This is a genomic window from Limnobacter sp. SAORIC-580, assembly GCF_013004065.1.
Classification (GTDB): Bacteria; Pseudomonadota; Gammaproteobacteria; order Burkholderiales; family Burkholderiaceae_B; genus Limnobacter; species Limnobacter profundi.
On record NZ_CP053084.1, the window covers coordinates 2,507,843 to 2,524,709 of the forward strand.

General features: G+C 51.7%; 13 protein-coding genes and 1 tRNA gene. 9 read left to right on the forward strand and 5 right to left on the reverse strand.

The window, feature by feature from the left end; translation table 11 throughout:
* The first annotated feature begins 18 nt into the window (after nt 1-18).
* The 5 genes from ybgF to HKT17_RS11800 all read left to right on the forward strand — a co-directional run bounded on the left by ybgF (nt 19) and on the right by HKT17_RS11800 (nt 5,664).
* Complete coding sequence (gene ybgF / locus HKT17_RS11780) at nt 19-765, forward strand: tol-pal system protein YbgF (protein ID WP_171100266.1); 747 nt, start codon at nt 19-21, stop codon at nt 763-765.
* 86 nt (nt 766-851) lie between these two features.
* A complete protein-coding gene (locus HKT17_RS11785) occupies nt 852-1,967 on the forward strand; it encodes a YeeE/YedE family protein (RefSeq protein WP_171100268.1) in 1,116 nt (371 codons plus the stop codon).
* A gap of 67 nt (nt 1,968-2,034) precedes the next feature.
* A tRNA-Met gene (locus HKT17_RS11790) sits at nt 2,035-2,111 on the forward strand.
* Between the two features lie 306 nt (nt 2,112-2,417).
* Complete coding sequence (locus HKT17_RS11795) at nt 2,418-4,706, forward strand: galactose oxidase early set domain-containing protein (protein WP_105027079.1); 2,289 nt, start codon at nt 2,418-2,420, stop codon at nt 4,704-4,706.
* Nucleotides 4,693-5,664, forward strand: a complete 972-nt coding sequence (locus tag HKT17_RS11800) for a hypothetical protein (RefSeq protein ID WP_171100270.1) — start codon at nt 4,693-4,695, stop codon at nt 5,662-5,664. The genes HKT17_RS11795 and HKT17_RS11800 overlap by 14 nt, the downstream gene beginning before the upstream one ends.
* Here the strand turns inward: HKT17_RS11800 and HKT17_RS11805 are convergent.
* The 3 genes from HKT17_RS11805 to fabR are packed head-to-tail and all read right to left on the reverse strand — an operon-like array spanning nt 5,661 to nt 9,354.
* Nucleotides 5,661-7,229, reverse strand: coding sequence for an ArnT family glycosyltransferase (locus HKT17_RS11805; RefSeq protein WP_171100273.1), 1,569 nt, complete (start codon nt 7,227-7,229; stop codon nt 5,661-5,663). The two genes, HKT17_RS11800 and HKT17_RS11805, sit on opposite strands and share 4 nt — an antisense overlap.
* Nucleotides 7,230-7,243: 14 nt before the next feature.
* Complete coding sequence (locus tag HKT17_RS11810) at nt 7,244-8,656, reverse strand: UbiA family prenyltransferase (protein ID WP_171100275.1); 1,413 nt, start codon at nt 8,654-8,656, stop codon at nt 7,244-7,246.
* The gene (gene fabR / locus HKT17_RS11815) at nt 8,653-9,354 is read right to left on the reverse strand and encodes an HTH-type transcriptional repressor FabR (RefSeq protein ID WP_008251655.1); all 702 of its coding nucleotides are present in this window, start codon (nt 9,352-9,354) and stop codon (nt 8,653-8,655) included. Before fabR ends, HKT17_RS11810 begins: the two co-directional genes overlap by 4 nt.
* 317 nt (nt 9,355-9,671) lie before the next feature.
* On the opposite strand from fabR, the gene HKT17_RS11820 reads away from it, so the two are divergent.
* On the forward strand, nt 9,672-10,343 hold the full coding sequence (locus tag HKT17_RS11820; RefSeq protein WP_171100277.1) for a response regulator transcription factor: 672 nt from the start codon (nt 9,672-9,674) through the stop codon (nt 10,341-10,343).
* A gap of 45 nt (nt 10,344-10,388) precedes the next feature.
* Entirely contained in the window at nt 10,389-12,197 is a 1,809-nt protein-coding gene (locus HKT17_RS11825) for a sensor histidine kinase (protein ID WP_171100279.1), read from the forward strand.
* Nucleotides 12,198-12,216: 19 nt separating this feature from the next.
* Here HKT17_RS11825 and HKT17_RS11830 read toward each other — a convergent pair whose 3' ends face one another.
* Both HKT17_RS11830 and HKT17_RS11835 read right to left on the reverse strand, forming a co-directional pair.
* Nucleotides 12,217-13,335, reverse strand: a complete 1,119-nt coding sequence (locus HKT17_RS11830) for an anhydro-N-acetylmuramic acid kinase (protein ID WP_171100281.1) — start codon at nt 13,333-13,335, stop codon at nt 12,217-12,219.
* Nucleotides 13,336-13,338: 3 nt separating this feature from the next.
* Nucleotides 13,339-14,574, reverse strand: coding sequence for a peptidoglycan DD-metalloendopeptidase family protein (locus HKT17_RS11835; protein WP_171100283.1), 1,236 nt, complete (start codon nt 14,572-14,574; stop codon nt 13,339-13,341).
* Between the two features lie 281 nt (nt 14,575-14,855).
* Between HKT17_RS11835 and tyrS the strand changes: the two genes are divergently transcribed.
* Entirely contained in the window at nt 14,856-16,127 is a 1,272-nt protein-coding gene (gene tyrS, locus HKT17_RS11840) for a tyrosine--tRNA ligase (RefSeq protein WP_171100285.1), read from the forward strand.
* Nucleotides 16,124-16,849 (forward strand): histidine phosphatase family protein, encoded by a 726-nt coding sequence (locus HKT17_RS11845; RefSeq protein ID WP_171100287.1) that lies wholly within the window; start codon nt 16,124-16,126, stop codon nt 16,847-16,849. Before tyrS ends, HKT17_RS11845 begins: the two co-directional genes overlap by 4 nt.
* Nucleotides 16,850-16,867 lie beyond the last annotated feature (18 nt).

Below are 16,867 nucleotides of genomic sequence, written 5' to 3' on the forward strand. Positions count from 1 at the left end.
TCAAGGAAACCATTCGAGATGACTTTGAACTTCAAGCAACAAGCCTGGGTAGCTGCCCTGTTCTGCGCCTTTGCATCCAATTCCGCATTTGCGATATTTGATGACACGGAAGCACGCAAGGCAATTCTGGACTTGCGCCAGCAGGTTAAGGTGCTTGAAGACCGGGTTGCTCGAATGGAAGCCGCGAATCAGGGGCAGCTGTCATTGGCCCAGTCCCTGAGTGACAAAGACCGAGAGATCGCCCGCTTGCGTGGCGATCTCGAAGTCGCCAACAACAACATTCGCAAGCTACAGGAAGACAATCGCATCCTGTATACAAACCTTGACGACCGCATCAAGAAACTTGAGCCCAAAGCCGTTCAACTTGATGGTGAGGAACTCACGGTTCCGCCCGAACAATTCAATGATTACCAAGCCGGTCTTGATCATTTCAAGGCGGGTAATTACAAAGACGCAGCCCTGCAATTTCAGGATTTCCTGAACAAATACAAACAAAGCAAGCTTGAACCACAAGTTCGCTACTTTTTGGGCAGCACCCAGTTTGCACAAGGCGAGTACAAAACTGCGCTGGTAACACAACGCGACCTGGCGAAAGATTTTCCGGACAGCCCACGTGCACCAGACGCGTTGCTCAGCATGGCCAGTTCACAACTGGAGTTAAAAAGCATTCCTGGCGCCAAGAAAACCCTGGGTGAGCTGATCGCCAAATACCCCAGCAGCCCCGCGGCCGCCAGCGCGAAAGCCCGACTCGAAGCGCTGAAATAATCCCCGGGAAGTTATCGCAGCAACTATGCGCGCTTTTGCGCATACACAGTTAAAATACCGGCACTTCAACACAAAGGTGCCGGTTCATGGAAGAAATCAACCTTAGCAGCATTCAAAGCATCGTGCTTTGGGCCACTTTTGCCGTGGGCCTTGCCTTCGGTGCCATTTCCCATCGCACCCACTTTTGCACCATGGGTGCAATTGCCGACGTTGTAAACTTTGGTGACTGGAATCGCATGCGGATGTGGCTTCTGGCGATCGCCGTTGCAACACTTGGCCTTCAGGGATTAAGCATCACGGGTCACGCTAATCTCAACGACACGATTTTTTTGAACAGCCAATGGTCTTGGCTGTCAGGTATTGTCGGTGGCCTGCTGTTTGGCGCGGGCATGGTATTGGCGTCGGGTTGCGGCAGTAAAACATTGATACGCCTGGGTGCCGGAAACTTAAAAGCCTTGATGGTTTTCGTGATCATGGGAATCACTGCGTACATGACCCTCAAAGGCGTCTTCGGCGTGTTTCGCGCCAACTACCTTGATCCGGTTCGCTTTGAGTTTAGCAGCAGCCCCTATTTGCCCGAGCTATTGGCCAATCTGTTCAGCCAAGAGCCAGCTGGTTTGATACCCATTCTGGCTATCGCTCTGCCTGTGATCCTGCTGATCATGGCATTGGGCAGCAAATCAGCCTGGAACAAAGAAGTAATTGTTGGCGGTGCTGGCGTGGGTCTCACTATCGTGGCTGCCTGGTGGGTCGTATTTCAGGTGGCTTACATTCCAGAACACCCAGACACGCTGGAAGCAGCCTATTTGGGCACATATGCCAACCGGGCTGAAGGCTTCAGCTTCGTGGCACCTTATGCCTACACACTTGAATGGTTGATGTTTTTTTCGGACGTTACACGGGTGCTCACAGTGGGCGTCGTGGCCTGCTTTGGCGTCATTCTGGGAGCCACTGCCAACGCCTTGATGGAGAAATCATTTCGCTGGGAAACATTTCAGGGTGTCGAAGACACTGCCAACCACACTGTGGGTGCCGTGATGATGGGTGTGGGCGGTGTACTCGCCTTGGGCTGCACCGTGGGCCAAGGACTAAGCGGCGTAAGCACCCTGTCATTGGCCTCATTCGTGGCCTTGGGCAGCATTGTAGTTGGCGCCATGGGAGCCTTGAAATATCAAATGTGGCGCGTGGAGCGCATGGTTTAACTTTCATGACAAAGAAGTGAAGAAGCTCTTCTTTTTTTAAGAAAGCTCAGTTATACTCTCGGTCTTCGGCGAATTAGCTCAGCCGGTTAGAGCGACGGAATCATAATCCGCAGGTCCGGGGTTCGAATCCCTGATTCGCCACCAAACAAAAAACCCCTCAGTGAAAGCTGAGGGGTTTTTCTTTTCTGCCCAACTGTTGACTTTGCTCACAAATCCTTCTCAAACAGCATCCAAACATCGCCTCTTTATACGTTGCATTACTAACTTTAATTAGTATAACAACGATTGTTCAAAACCATAATCACGGTTATTATTTTTAGAAAGATGCATCTAAAAATGCACTTCAACAGTAACAACTGTTAACAAAGGCAAGAGAGAACAGTCGCAGTACCTAAACAGCTGCAACCGTCCTTTCTTCTACAAAAACAGCTTGCTAGGAGGAGATGACACGTGTTCAAGCTGAATAAACTATCTGCAGTAATCGCCATTGGATTGGGAACTGCATTACCCGTACAAGCCGGTCTGCTCGACGATCTGATCGGTGCCAAATTCAACCCGGTCAGCACCAACAAAGGCGTAGCACCTGAGGGTCAGAAAGGCTCCTTCAGCAAGCCATTTGCGGAGCCTTTTGTCTACGAACGCTCCGTAGCTGACGATAACAATCCGGATTTACAAGGCATTCGAACAGACAACAAATGCGAAGGCATTGGCGCGAATGGCAAGCTACGCTGCAAACCTGCAGCGGGTACCATCTCCATGCTACCCAATGGCGACTTCCTGTATTTCAACGCGCTTGAAGGCACAGAGGATTTTGAGTTCAGCATTTTGGTGGACTTCGGTCAAAAAGCGATTAACGACCAAACCCGCATGATGCGCATCCCGGAAGGGGCAAATGCGGCCAGCTTGTGGACACGCCCGACAGACGTGGATTCCGGTGCCAATCCGGATGGCTATGAAATCACCGAATTGATCCCGGGTCTCACCAACAAAGAAACCAATAGCGCTGACGGAGCGCTGTTCTGTGCCGACGTGGCCATGCTGGCTGATGGCCGCATTATGGCTGTCGGCGGAACGGCCTATTATAGCGAACCCGGCAGCAACTTGATTGGTTATGGTTTGACCGAACTGGAAGGCCTGAAAAACAGCCGCGCCTACAACGCCAACACCAACACCTGGAGCCAACTGGCAGACATGAACTTCGGCCGCTGGTACCCAGCGCTGATCACCCTGCCCGACAGCAAAATGTTTGTTGCCAGTGGCGTAACGAAGCTGTTGAAGCCCATCTATCCACAGGCCCCAGAACAAAGCGGTCGCAATGTACCACAAACCGAAACTTATGATCCGGTGACCAACAAGTGGACGGTCAATGCGCAAACAGCGCAGCGCTCCTTGCCACTTTATCCTCGCCTACACCTGCTGCCCAACGGCCATGTGTATTACAACGCTGGTGGCCAGGCCTTCAACCCGTTTGGTCAGTCTTACGACCAGCCATTGTGGAATATTGCAGCCACTTACAACCCAGCCAACCAAACCTGGTCTGATCTGGCCTACGCTGGCTTCCCGCTGAAGTTCAGCGATGCTGGTCTGGAGTCACTCACCCAAATCCTGAATCCATTGACTGCCCCCAACGCAGCCATGAGCGCACTCACCAAAACCTTGATGAGCGCGCCCATGAAGAGCCCTCAAGCGCTACAAAAACTCTTGAGCACAGTGACCACGGGCAACCCTGAGCAAACCTTGCAGAAAGTGGTTGGTGCTGGCATGCGCGGTTCAACATTCTCAATCATGATGCCGTTGCGCCCCAACGCTCAAGGCCAGTACAAAGAGGCCAGCTTCCTGACTGCTGGCGGTGTACTCCCACTGGTCGGCTTGACCTCGCCAGGTGGATATGTAGCGGTAGCCTCCTCACGTATTGACACCGTGAAAACAGAAGGTGACAACATTGTTGATTACCAAAGTGAAGTTACTGGTTCTCTGAACGAGACTCGCTGGTATGGTTCCGGTGTGTTGATGCCCGATGATTCTGTGATGGTGTTCAGTGGTGGTGACCGCGATGGCGTTGCTGCACCCGGCGTGGAGTTCCCACGTAAAACCGCAGAACGCTTTGATCCGGTTACCAAAAAGTGGACTCAAATGGCTGTGGCCAACAACCCCCGCACTTATCACAACACTGCATTGCTGATGCAAGACGGTCGCGTGCTGATCGGTGGCCACGCGCCCATTTCCACCCTGTACCTGAAGAACATCAATTTGGCTGCATTTGGTTTTTCACCCAACGATGGTCGTGATCCCTCATTCGAGATTTACTCACCACCTTATGTGAACAATCCAAACCGCCCCAACTTGATCGGTTTTGCAGGTGGCAACGCCACACCAGCTGGCGACGGTAAAACAATGATGCGTGAATTCCGCAAAGGTCAACAAGTCACACTGCAAATGGCACCCGGTACGGACATGAGCAAGATCGACTCAGTCACCTTGGTACGCCACACAGTGACAACTCACTTGACCGATGCAGATCAGCGCACTGTTGTTATTCCTAAAACCCAGCTATCTGTAACAGGTCAAAGTGTGCGCTTTACCATTCCAGATCAGGCCGCTGTGGTTCCACAAGGTGCTTACATGACCTTTGTGCGCACCAAGCAGGCGGATGGTTCACTGTTGCCGTCCAAAGCTGTCAGCTTCATGTTGAAGCATGGCAATGGACAAGGAGTGATGACTGCCAATGCCCGTCGTTAAATCGAATTGGGTGAAGAAAACGCTGGGCGCATGCCTGGCGTTTTCTTTTTCTACCCTGCTAATTTCAAGCCCCTTTGTCAGCACCACAGTTTTAGCACACGCCGAACACGGTTCGGAGGGTGGAATTCCCACTGTAAGTGCGAAAGCCAAATTGCCCAAAGGCCTTTCATTGCAAGTGGTTAAAACAAATGCCTATCAATTTGCATTGGCCACCGATGGTCAACAGCATGTTGAAATACTGGGCGAGGACAAACGCGCTTTTTTGCGATTTGACCGTGACAAACTGTATGCAGATTTAAACGCAACTGGTTGGCACCGTTCCCGACAACCCGGTGGTGGTCCAATCCCCGAACGCCTTAAAGACAACCCAAAGTTAAAACCGAATTGGGTTCTGCTCGACAAGCAGCCTGGCTATGGTTGGTACGATCCCCGCTTGATCAAAGAAGACCTTGCCCACTTTAATCTGGCCATGGTCGCCAACGGCAAACCCATCAGCGTTCGAATTGAACGCATTGAGGCCGAGCCTATGACAGGTTACTGGCGCCCGTTGTTGGTCAATGAACCCGAATTCACTGGCCTGAATGCCATGGTGCCTGGGCTGAGTGGCAACAATTTCATGCTCAGCCGCATGGGCACAGCGAAAAGTGAATTTCAGGTGCTGGATGATCAGGGTGCACCATTCCTCGAGCTTCGAGAAGACGGAGTCTGGCTAAACAGCATGCATGCCTGGGCCAGTTCAGTGGAACTGTTTCATAGTCCTGGCACTGAACAAGCGCCCTGGGTGAAAGTGTCAGAAACCGGAACTGTGACTTACGCAGACCCGCGACTGAACAAAAAACCTGTGAAAACATCAGAAACCGGCAGTTGGGTAATTCCGGTGAAGCAGAAGGAAGGCGAGCAACAAAATTTGCTGAAAGGCGAACTGAAGTGGCAAACCATTGTTGAACAAGTCAACTAGTTTTTTGCCGCCTGGGGCTCCAGGCGGCATTCTTCCTCAAATCCATACTTGCGTGCAAACGGGCAATCAAGCACAGGCAATGTCGATGGAATTTGGTAGTACTTTTCCACAGCTTCGCGCAATACCACATCCCTGAACCGTTGGTAATTGAAGTTGCTACCATCCACAATCGTGAAAGGCACACCCTCGATCGTTTGCGTTGTTACTGAAACGTTGCTCAGGTAATCCTGGTAAAGCGCTGGGTCAATTGGCTTGGCTTTGGCCACAATCCGAATGGGTTTGCCATCCATTTCCCGCCAGTCCACAAAGGTGTCATCATTGCGCGCGTGGTATTTGCCAGGGCCAAAAACAGGCACCACTTTGCCGTAGTGATAAGTCATCAGGGCCGCAGGCGAATAGGCAATGGTGGTCAATACACCATTGGCTGGCATACCATTGCCAAGTTCAGCAAGAATGGCTGGCATATTCCGGTGAAACAACACGTCTTCCTGAAAGTCTTTTTTCGGCCAAACCGACACATCGGCGTGCATCAACAAGCCAAACAACACCAGGTGAGGAATCGACAACACAGCATTAAAGCCAATGTAACGCCTCATCCAAACACCTTGTGTACACAGTGCCAAAAGCACAAAAGCAATGGGCAGAAAACCCAACACCCAATGCAAGCCCACTGTTTTTTCAAGGGAGATGAGCAGAAATAGAGCCAGTGGCACCAGCAAGGCAAAGGCCAGCGCACTTTGGCGCAACCAAACCCGGCTACCCTTGAGCAAACTCCAAAGTGCCCAAGGTGTTATCAGATAAATCATCATGCCCAGGTAGGTCAACACCGTACCCCACCCCAACTGTGCATCCTCGTGCCGATTCACCAGATTAAACATGATGTTATTCCAGCAATTGTGCAGGTTGTAGCCAATGTTCACACTGGCAAATGGCAACACGCCCGCCAACAACAAGAACAGGTATTTGAAACGCTGCGGCTGAAACAACAAATGAAATCCAAAGGCAAAACCCAATAGAACAGCGAAGTATTTGGACAAAAAGGCAAGGCCCAGAAAGCACCCGGCGAGAAACATTGCCGAACCCGATTCAGCACGAATCGCCTTCACATAGGTGAATATGGCCAGGCCCATGAAAAAGATCAAAGGCGTATCGGTGGTTACAAATACGGCAAACCAGGACACTGGCATGGACAAATAAACGGCGCCAGCCAACCAGGCTCGGGGCTCCTGCTCGCGCGGCAACAGCTCACGGGCCAGCAGCACCACACCCCAGGCGATCACAGTGGTTAACAACAAGGTCAGGCTGCGAATCACAACAGGTTCATTGCCCACATGGCTTAGCGCCCACAACCACCAACCCACCATGGGCGGGTGATCGTAGTAGCCCCAATTCAGGTCGGTCGACCACAAATGGAAAAAAGCCTCGTCGCCAGTCATGGGGAAAAACCACGCCAGCCAAAGTTTGATTACGGCGGTCAGCAATACCGTCCAGCCAAACACGCTTTTGGCAGTTTTTAGCGTCAACTCGGGCCCTTGGGGCCGGGACAAAGAGAAATGACTCGACATGGGTGTTGGATATCTCAGGAAGCCAGGTACACAAGCACACCCACTGAGGCCAAAAAGCCCCAACTGATGCGATCGTGAATGGCGAAATGCACCGGATCATCGATCATTTCCTTGCGAGAAGTCATGATCCAGATTCTCATCAACCAGTACAAAAACAGGGGACAAATGCCCCACAAAAATTCGGGTGTTGCGTACAGCATCGAACCATTCTGACTGTCTACATACAAGGCCAATACCAGTACGGCCACAAAACCGCTTGAGATACCCATAGACACCAGGTAACTCAAATCGCTCATTCGGTAACCACGTCCCTGCGGCTGAGTGCCCTCAAGCTGCAAGAACTCCAGTTCGGCACAACGCTTGACCAAAGCCAAACTTAAAAACACAAAGAGTGAAATGGCCAATAGCCAGCTGGAAAGCTCAATGCCAGTGCCCACGCCGCCTGCAATCACGCGAACCGTGTAAAGCATGGCCAACAGCAACACATCAACGAAGGCCGTACGCTTGAATACAAAGGTGTACAGCAGTGTAACCACGGTGTACACCAACAGCACCAGCGTAAATTGCCAACCCACTGCCAGCCAGGCCACCGCAAAGCCGGCTATGCCCAAACACTTCATGAACAAGAAAGCCTTGCCAATGCTGAGCGCACCGCTGGCCATGGGGCGATGGCGCTTGCGCGGATGTTGGCGATCCGCATTCAGGTCCATCAGGTCGTTCCAGATGTAAGTAGAGGACGCCAAAAAGCCAAACGCCAGGAAACCCCACATCATCTTGCCCCAAAGGGTGAAATCGGTTTCATGCGCGGCAATCAAAGGTAGAAACAGCAAACCGTTTTTGGCCCACTGCTGCAGGCGCATGGCTTTAAGCCACACCTTGATTCCGGTGCTGCGCGTATCAAGCCGGTTCAGCTCAATACCAGCCGCCATCGCCTTGCGTCGGGTACCTGAGGAAGTATTCACGCCAAATGCCAGTGCAGCCTTTTTCCAGATTGGAATATCGACCAGGGCATCACCAAAATACACAAAGGGTTGCCCATGGCTGTCTGCCTCAATGGCTGCCAGTTTTTGCTGGCCCTTCAAATTACTGTGCTCGCTGGCGATTACACGGGCAAAAAGGCCCAGGCGTGCGGCTATCTTGAGCACATCACGACGCATCGAAGCACTGGCCAACACCAATTCATGGCCAGCCGCTTTCAATTGATTCAGTCGCTCAAGCACCATGGGATCAATCGGCAGATGATCCAGCACAGGATCGATTCGTTTGGCCACCTCAGTTTTAAATACCCAGGCGCCCCGAATGGCCCACAACAACATGGGAAAGACGTAGAAAATGTTTTGCTTTAGCAGCAACAGGCAACTTTCGAGCAGCACATCCGATGGGCTCAACGTGCCGTCCAAATCAACGTAAACAATCGGCTTGGTCATTTTGGTTTGGACAAACCACTGAGCAGTGACTGCGTGGGCTCTTCTTCCCAATGCGCCGCACCAAGAAACACCATCACAATTTGCTTCACAAAATTGTCGAGCATTTCTTTTTCAATTTGCGGTTGATCTGGCCTGACGTCCAGAAAATCAGTGGCCGAATTCATCATCAACGTAACCACCAGACTGCAAATCAAAGTCAGGGTGTGTGTGGACAAGCCGGGGAAAATATTCAACAGGCGCAGGTCGCTGGCCATTTCATTGGTGAAGTGTGCAATTTCATTGCGAATGGCATTGCGCAGGGACTGCGAACCGCCAGACCTTTCCGAGCTGATAAAACGCCACTCCAGGTGGTGTTGCTTCAGGTAAGTCACAAAAACACTCACCGAGTGCCGAATCATGTCCTCACCTGGCAGGCTGGCCTGGCGAGCCTCTCGCAACAACCTACGCAAGGTAATGCCGCCATCCTCGACCAAGGCCAGGCCCAGTTCATCGGTAGTTTTAAAGTGGCGGTAAAACGCAGTCGGCACCACACCGGCTTCTCGGGTAATTTCCCGAATGCCCAACGCAGTAAAGCTGCTGCCGTTTCCAACAAGGGTAAGCGCTGCCTGCATCAAATTTTGGCGTGTCTGTTCTTTGCGCCGCACCCTGGCTTGGGTTTCGTCCACCGGCTTGGTTGCGGCGCTTAATCTTGTTCTCATGGTTCTTGCTCGAGCCTAGACTGGATTAGTCAACTTCCTGACCTACCCCGATATTGTAATGAAAAGCAGCTTGTTCACAGCTTAACAGCCTGCAAGCCCGTGAAATAGGACCTGAACACGATGAAAAGAACTAACAGAACCAAGCCACTTCAGGAATTATTACTGTAATTACGGGTTTTGCGTATTGACTGCACGAACCCAAGACGGTTAACTCCCCCTAAAGAGGGTTGGAAAAAAGTGTTAATCCAATAAAGATGTTCATATGCTCACATGTGGTGACACCTTTTCAACTAGCTTTTCCTCGGGAGGAGACATTCATGCCATCAAACCAAATTCTGGTTATTGAGGATCACCCACTTTTCGCAACAGGCATCAAAGACCTGGTTGAATTCGTGGCGACCAACGCAGACATACTCTGCGCAGCCAGCATTGCACACGCCAAAGAGTTATTCAGTAAAAACTCACCTGCGCTGGTCATCACCGATCTGCGTTTGCCAGATTGCCAGGGTCAAGATGTGATCGACACGCTGGCCCTGATGAGTGCCAACCTGCCCACCTTGATCATGAGTGGCGATGACACACTTCTTCATTCTATCGTACCCAACCAGCATGCCCCCTCCTGGACCCTGTCAAAATCCGAAGGGTTTGAGCAAACTTCAGCAGTATTGCTGGAAGCGCTCACCCGCGCCGGTGTTCAGGTTCAGTGGCGCCCCAACGCCCTGTCAAACCGCCAAACCAACGGCGAGCACATCACCGGGCGACTGGGTCAAAACAACGGCATTCAGTTAACCCACAAACAACAACAAGTCATGCACTTCCTGGCTTCGGGCCTTTCCAACAAGGAAATTGCCCGCAAACTCGACTTGTCACCCGAAACCATAAAAACACATTTGCGCGAAATTTTCACACGTATGAATGTGAAAAACAGAACCCAGGCCGTCAGTCTTTATCGCAAAATTCCGCGACTCAATGCCTCAGCCTTGGTATAGAAACCAAAAAGCCGGCAACAAGCCGGCTATTGATATAACTATAAAATGACAGACAGTTCACTATCAGGGCTCGCCGTATTGCTGGGTATTGCCTTATACCCGTTCTTTGCAAACCACCTTCCCAATCAGCGGCAAAATGCCGCCGCTGTCATTGGTGTGGTACTGCTTGGATTTGTAATTCTGGGGCACGACACACAGCAAGTACTTCAACACGGCACGCCAGTTCATGCAGCCCTGCAGGCTGCATCGTTTCTGTTTTTTGGAAGCGCTTTTCTTGGGCGAAAAAGAGGCATCGTGGCCGCTGAACGTTCTGCGCTGGTCCCGTTCTCGATTGCTTGCATTACAGCAATTGCCGATATGTTTACCACGTCTGGTTTGGTGTACACCGCGTTCATCGGCGTTCAGGCCATTTGCCTGCTGGCTATCACCAAAACCTACAGCAACCTGCCCAAAGTTACCCTGATCAAAGCTGTGTATTTCAGTTTGCTGTACTGCATCATAAACGGCCTGTTTCATGCCTCCACATCGACTGAACTCGCATTGGTCATCGATTTCAGCATTGTGAAGATTCTGTTCTATGTCTTGCTCGGTACCTGCGTTTTTCACATGGTGTTTCAGGACTTTTCACGAACCCGCACGAAAAAAGGCTTGGACAGGCAAACAAAAATTGATCAAGACATCATGAAGTTCGCTTTTCGGGGGCGCCGGGTATTAAAAGACTTTCGACATGATCTACGTCAGCCCCTGAGCACTTTAGGTATTTTGGCCAGTGTGGGCAAAGCCATTTCAAAAGACCCGGAAGTCACAGCCAGATACCAACACATTCAAACGGCTCAGAAAGCATTAAAAAACATGCTGGAGGACTTCTTTGATCAATTGGCAAGTGCGATCAAATATCCGCAAGATGACAACTATGCCCCCATGATGCCGACCGCAGTTCACGACATTCTTGGCCCATTGATTGAAGAATACAGAATGCTGGCCGATGTGAAGGAACTTCAGATTCGTTATGTGCCCAGCGAAATCAAGGTCATGAGCAACAAGGAGGCCTTGGCCAAGATAATCCGCAACGGACTTGACAATGCGATCAAGTACACCAACAAAGGTGGAGTAGTGGTTGGTCTGCGCAGACGCAAGGGGCGGGTATGCATTCAAATTGCAGACACCGGATCTGGCGTTGAGAACAACAAAGTCGCTGCACACAACAAAGGCTGGGGGCACGGTTCCAGCATAGTCCGGGATTTGAGCGAGCAGATACTCGCCAAAACCGAATGTCGAAACCGATACTACAACGGCAAATTGGCAGGCTCTGTCTTCGAAGTCATATTGCCGGAAGAAGCCGAAATCAGTCATCGCAGCAAGCGGCCAGCCTACAACCCTCAACTTGCATTTGAAGCGCAAGTCATGGCAATGAGCCACGATCATTTACTGGAAATTCAGCGTCGACTTCCGGTTCAGGGATTTGACAAAGTCGAGTTTAGTCTGAACGGCGCATATCGCGCCTACCTCAATGCTTTGCGCAAAGGCATGTCACCTGTTTACATTCTTTATGCCGGCGACCCAGCCCAAAAAACGCACGCAATTGAGCAATTGAAACTGTTGGGTTCTCTGCTTGATTTTGAACCCTGCTGCATTTTGATCTACAACGCAAGCCTGGAAAACAACCCGCAAGTCGAATTTGGTCGTGAAATGATTCGAATTCCCTTGATTCCTGGCCAAGCCGAGATCAGCCTCGGTGTGATTTCTGAATTATTTCCGGCCCGGGAAAAGGCCTCGGCCCTGTTCAATGTGCCGACCGAAAGTTCTCAAAACGAAGGCAAAACCTTGGGCAGCAAATCGTTACTGACCCACTAAACTGAGAAAACGAGTGGGGCTACCGAGCGCAGTGCAAGGCCCCCAGAATGGTAGACCGACTTGCACCAGTCACCGATGGGCAATTGCCAGGCGCAGCCTGCACATACTGCGCACCAAGCCAGGCAAAAGCAGCAGCCTCGACTGCCTGCGCAGGCAAACCCAGGTTTTCAATTGGCAAGAAATCCGCTGGTGCGCATTCGCAGCGCAACTGGTGAATGAAGGTGCTGTTTTTTGCACCGCCGCCGCACACGTACACCTGCTCAACCAACACGGGCAAACACGACTTCACTGCCCTTACTGCCAAGGCCAGCAGGGTTGCCATGATGTCTTCAGAAGAAAGATCGGTGGCGTCTGCAAGGCAAGTCTCAAACCATTGCGCGCTGAAATCATCACGGCCTGTGCTCTTGGGCCAAGGTTGGTGAAAGAAAGGATGCGTCCAAAAACGCTCCAGCAAGGCATAATCCGGGCTGCCCATGGCAGCAATTTCACCATCACTGTCCATCGGCAAGCTGAAAGCGCGCTGAGCCCAAAGGTCCATTAAACAGTTGGCTGGTCCGCAGTCCCCACCGGTCAACGCTTGCCCTTGGCCATTCAATACAGTCAGGTTTGAAAAACCACCCAGATTCACCACGGCGGTTTGGTCATAAATGCCCTTGCCGTTTAACCACGCAAGGTGAAAAGCCGGAACGAGCGGGGCTCCCTGGCCACCTAGTGCAACATCTTTGGAACGCAAGTCATTCACCACATCAATCCCGGTTCTACAGGCCAGCAAGGCCCCGTCCAGCATTTGATAGGTGTACCCAAGATCGGGCCTGTGCCGGAGGGTTTGACCATGTGCACCCAACACGCGCACGTCACCAGGCTCTAGTCCCAGAAAGGACAACAGTTCATTGACTGTGCCGGCATACAGCTCGGTGAGATCTTTACGGGCTTGCAAGAAAATCGCGATTGGATCGGAACTGGAAGGAAAACGAGGAGGGATTTCTTGCAGCAGCAGGAGTGTTTCCCTCAAAGCCGGCGGAAACTCGGCGCTAAGCACGCCAAGGAACCGCATGTCCTGAGTTTTGGAATCAATTTGAACCGCAGCTACATCGACACCATCCGTGCTGGTGCCAGACATGGCGCCCAAGGCGATCATGGCTTACTGGGCACGTGCCAAACGTTGGGCAGTGGCCAGCTCCATGCGGCGGTCAAGCGCCAGCTGCACCCGCTTGAATTCACTGAATGCATTTCGATCCAGTGGTTCAGCCTGAGCCACAGTGATGCTCAGGGGGTTTTTGGGAACCCGGTTGACCCGGAATTCATAATGCAGGTGTGGTCCGGTTGCCCAGCCAGTAGCACCCACATACCCGATCACATCGCCCTGCTCTACTTTTTGGCCAACCTTAACGCCTTTGCCAAAACGTGAAAGGTGAGCGTAAGCCGTGCTATAACCGCTGTGATGCTGGATTTCTACAAAATTGCCATACCCGTTTTGCCAGCCCGAAAACTTCACGGTGCCACTGGCTGTAGCCATGATTGGAGTACCGGTGGGCGCCGCGTAATCGACTCCGTTGTGAGCTTTCCAGCGTTGCTGAATGGGGTGGAAACGACGCGGAGTAAAACCGGAGGAAATGCGGGAGAATGCGAGCGGCGAACGCAGGAAAGACTTTTTCAGACTGCGACCTTCCTCGTTGTAATAACCAGCATTGCGATTACCACTGGGTGCGAACCAATACGCTTTGTAAGGCTTGTTGTTATTCACAAACTCTACTGCCAACACCCGACCAGAGCGCGCAGAACGCCCCTCAAGTGTCAGGTCTTCATAAACCACCTTGAACTCGTCACCTTTTTGCAGTTCACGGTGAAAATCAATGTCTGAACCAAAAATTTCAGTCAGTTGAATGGCCACTGAATCAGGCATTCCGGCCTTGTCAGCAGCAGCAAACAGAGACGACTCAATCCGCCCTGAGCGAAACACAATCTGCTTTTCAAAGTTGACAGATTCCAGCTTCGCGACAAATTGACCATTGCGTTTTTGAATCAGGATCGACTCTTGACTGTCCTCATCAATGCCGCTTTTGTAGCGCAGCCATTGGAGGTCACCATCTGCAGTTTGCTGAACAGTGAGCACGCGACCAGCACGCAAATTTACCAAATTACGTGCTGTTTTGTCTTGCCCGAGGAAAGTGGCCAAGCCCGCGGTATTCACGCCCATGCGCTCGAGTAAACCCACCAGGGTATCGCCACGGCGAATTCTTTCTTCGGCAACCAATGGATCGAAGGTGTAGACACCCTGATCAGCCAGATTTAGTTCAACAGCCTCTACAACCACATCGGGGTTGCCAAGAGCTGAATCAACCGGGGAATTTTGAACAGAGCCCGCGATTGCAACCACTGCACCAAGAACAGGGAATGAAAAAAACCCTACAATGACCCACTTTCTGTGATTGTGCGATTGGGGAAGCGCGGAGTCGGCATATTGCCACCCCGACTGAATAAAGCGCTTGGTAAGAGAAAAGCCCTGTCCCCACGCGGCGATCGCTCGCTCTAATAAATTCTGAAGCATCATGTTTTAGTTTTAGAGGTGTGAAATTTCACGTGCCGATCGCCCACAATCAGCTTTATTTTCAAAAATACAACACTGAAGTTTGCCAGAGTGTAACAAAGGATTGCCAAATGAACCAGTCACCTGATAGAAGGCCCCCCAAAATTACGGAAATTACTGAGAATTTATCTGATTCCGTCCTGCACGCCCTTGAAGTGACCAAGCGTGGCTGTGAAGAACTGTTGATTGAATCGGAATGGATTCAAAAATTAGTCCACAGCGAGAAAACAGGCAAACCCCTGCGCATCAAATTGGGTTTGGACCCCACGGCACCCGACATTCATTTGGGTCACACAGTGGTGCTCAACAAGCTTCGTCAGTTGCAAGATCTGGGCCATCAAGTCATCTTTTTGATTGGCGATTTCACGTCCATGATCGGCGATCCTTCGGGTCGCAACAGCACCCGCCCACCGTTAACCAAGGAACAGGTTCAGGAAAACGCAAAAACCTATCATGAGCAGGCTGTTAAAATCCTGGATCCGCAACGTACTGCAATCGAGTTCAACAGCAAATGGCTGATGCCCCTGGGTGCAGACGGCATGATCCGCCTGGCCAGCAGCTATACAGTGGCCCGCATGCTCGAGCGCGACGATTTCACCAAACGATATCAATCTGGCACGCCGATCGCCGTACATGAGTTTTTATACCCACTGTTGCAGGGCTACGATTCGGTGGCATTGGAAAGCGATTTGGAGCTGGGTGGCACCGACCAGAAATTCAACTTGCTGATGGGTCGCGAGCTGCAAAAACAAAACGGCCAAAGTGCGCAGTGCATCTTGACCATGCCGCTGTTGGTAGGCACCGATGGCGTGGACAAAATGTCGAAGTCCAAGAACAACTACATCGGCGTAACCGAGACACCTTCCAATATGTTTGGCAAGGTGATGTCAATTTCAGATGAACTGATGTGGAACTGGTATACCCTGCTCAGCTTCAAATCACTGGCTGATATTGAAACCCTGAAACAGGCTTGCGCCAATGGCGAGAACCCGCGCAACACCAAGGTTGCACTGGCCCAAGAGTTGGTTGCGCGCTTCCACAGCACTCAGGCCGCCGTCGACGCACTGACCGAATTCGAAGCACGTTTCAAGCAGGGCGTACTGCCCGAGGACATGCCTGAAGTGAGCCTTAACTTGCCGGAGGGCGATTCGGACGCTGGTTTGGCCTGGATTCTGAAAGCTGCAAACCTCTGCGAAAGCAGCAGCGACGCCAACCGCAACATTCAGCAAGGCGGCGTAAAAATTGATGGCGAAAAAGTATCCGATAAGGCCTCACGCTTGGGCAAAGGCAGTTATGTGATTCAGGTGGGCAAACGCCGCTTCGCCAAGGTGCACCTGAATTGAACAGCCAAGCTCTTGATTTTGGTGCAATTGTCAGCAAAAAACCGGCAGGGTCGCGCTTCATACTGGTGCGCCATGGCGAAACCGACTGGAACAAGGAGAAGCGGTTTCAGGGTCACACCGACATTGCCCTGAATGCGCACGGACTCTTGCAGGCTCAATTGCTTCGCAAATACTTCGCCTCCCTGGAAACGCAGGGAGTGTCGCTTTACGATGAGTGCATCAGCAGCGACCTAATTCGGGCGCGCGCCACGGCAAATGCCATTCACGGCGCCAGAACACCCGCCATGCAGTTGAATGCGGGTCTTCGGGAGCGTGATTACGGCCATCTGTCAGGCCTGACAGGCGATGAAATGCAAGCCAAGAGCCCAGAAGAATTCGCGGGCCTTAGAAACCGGGTGCCTGAAGCCCCCTTGCAAGGCGGGGAAAGCCTGTTTCAGTTTTACAGCCGCGTGGTGGGAACGTTCGAGCACATTGGCAGCGCCCACGCGGGCAAAACAATCTTGCTGGTGGCCCATGGTGGTGTACTCGATTGTATCTACAGGCACTGCACTGGCGAGCTACTGCAAAAGCAGCGCGAGTGGCAACTGCACAATTGCGCGCTCAATGTGATCGACATTGACCCGCAGGGAAACAAACATGTTGTTTTGTGGGCCTGGCTGGGGCACCTGAACAACGACAAACCCGGCCAAAACATGGACGAAGTCGATGGTCGAATCGCTTGAAATCATTTAGAATGTTGG

Excerpts from the sequence above, each read along its gene's own strand:
- HKT17_RS11810 (WP_171100275.1), bottom strand. The coding sequence starts at position 8,656 with ATGACCAAGCCGATTGTTTACGTTGATTTGGACGGCACGTTGAGCCCA.
- tyrS (WP_171100285.1), top strand. The coding sequence starts at position 14,856 with ATGAACCAGTCACCTGATAGAAGGCCCCCCAAAATTACGGAAATTACT.
- HKT17_RS11825 (WP_171100279.1), top strand. The coding sequence starts at position 10,389 with ATGACAGACAGTTCACTATCAGGGCTCGCCGTATTGCTGGGTATTGCC.
- HKT17_RS11785 (WP_171100268.1), top strand. The coding sequence starts at position 852 with ATGGAAGAAATCAACCTTAGCAGCATTCAAAGCATCGTGCTTTGGGCC.
- HKT17_RS11820 (WP_171100277.1), top strand. The coding sequence starts at position 9,672 with ATGCCATCAAACCAAATTCTGGTTATTGAGGATCACCCACTTTTCGCA.
- HKT17_RS11805 (WP_171100273.1), bottom strand. The coding sequence starts at position 7,229 with ATGTCGAGTCATTTCTCTTTGTCCCGGCCCCAAGGGCCCGAGTTGACG.
- HKT17_RS11800 (WP_171100270.1), top strand. The coding sequence starts at position 4,693 with ATGCCCGTCGTTAAATCGAATTGGGTGAAGAAAACGCTGGGCGCATGC.
- HKT17_RS11830 (WP_171100281.1), bottom strand. The coding sequence starts at position 13,335 with ATGATCGCCTTGGGCGCCATGTCTGGCACCAGCACGGATGGTGTCGAT.
- fabR (WP_008251655.1), bottom strand. The coding sequence starts at position 9,354 with ATGAGAACAAGATTAAGCGCCGCAACCAAGCCGGTGGACGAAACCCAA.
- ybgF (WP_171100266.1), top strand. The coding sequence starts at position 19 with ATGACTTTGAACTTCAAGCAACAAGCCTGGGTAGCTGCCCTGTTCTGC.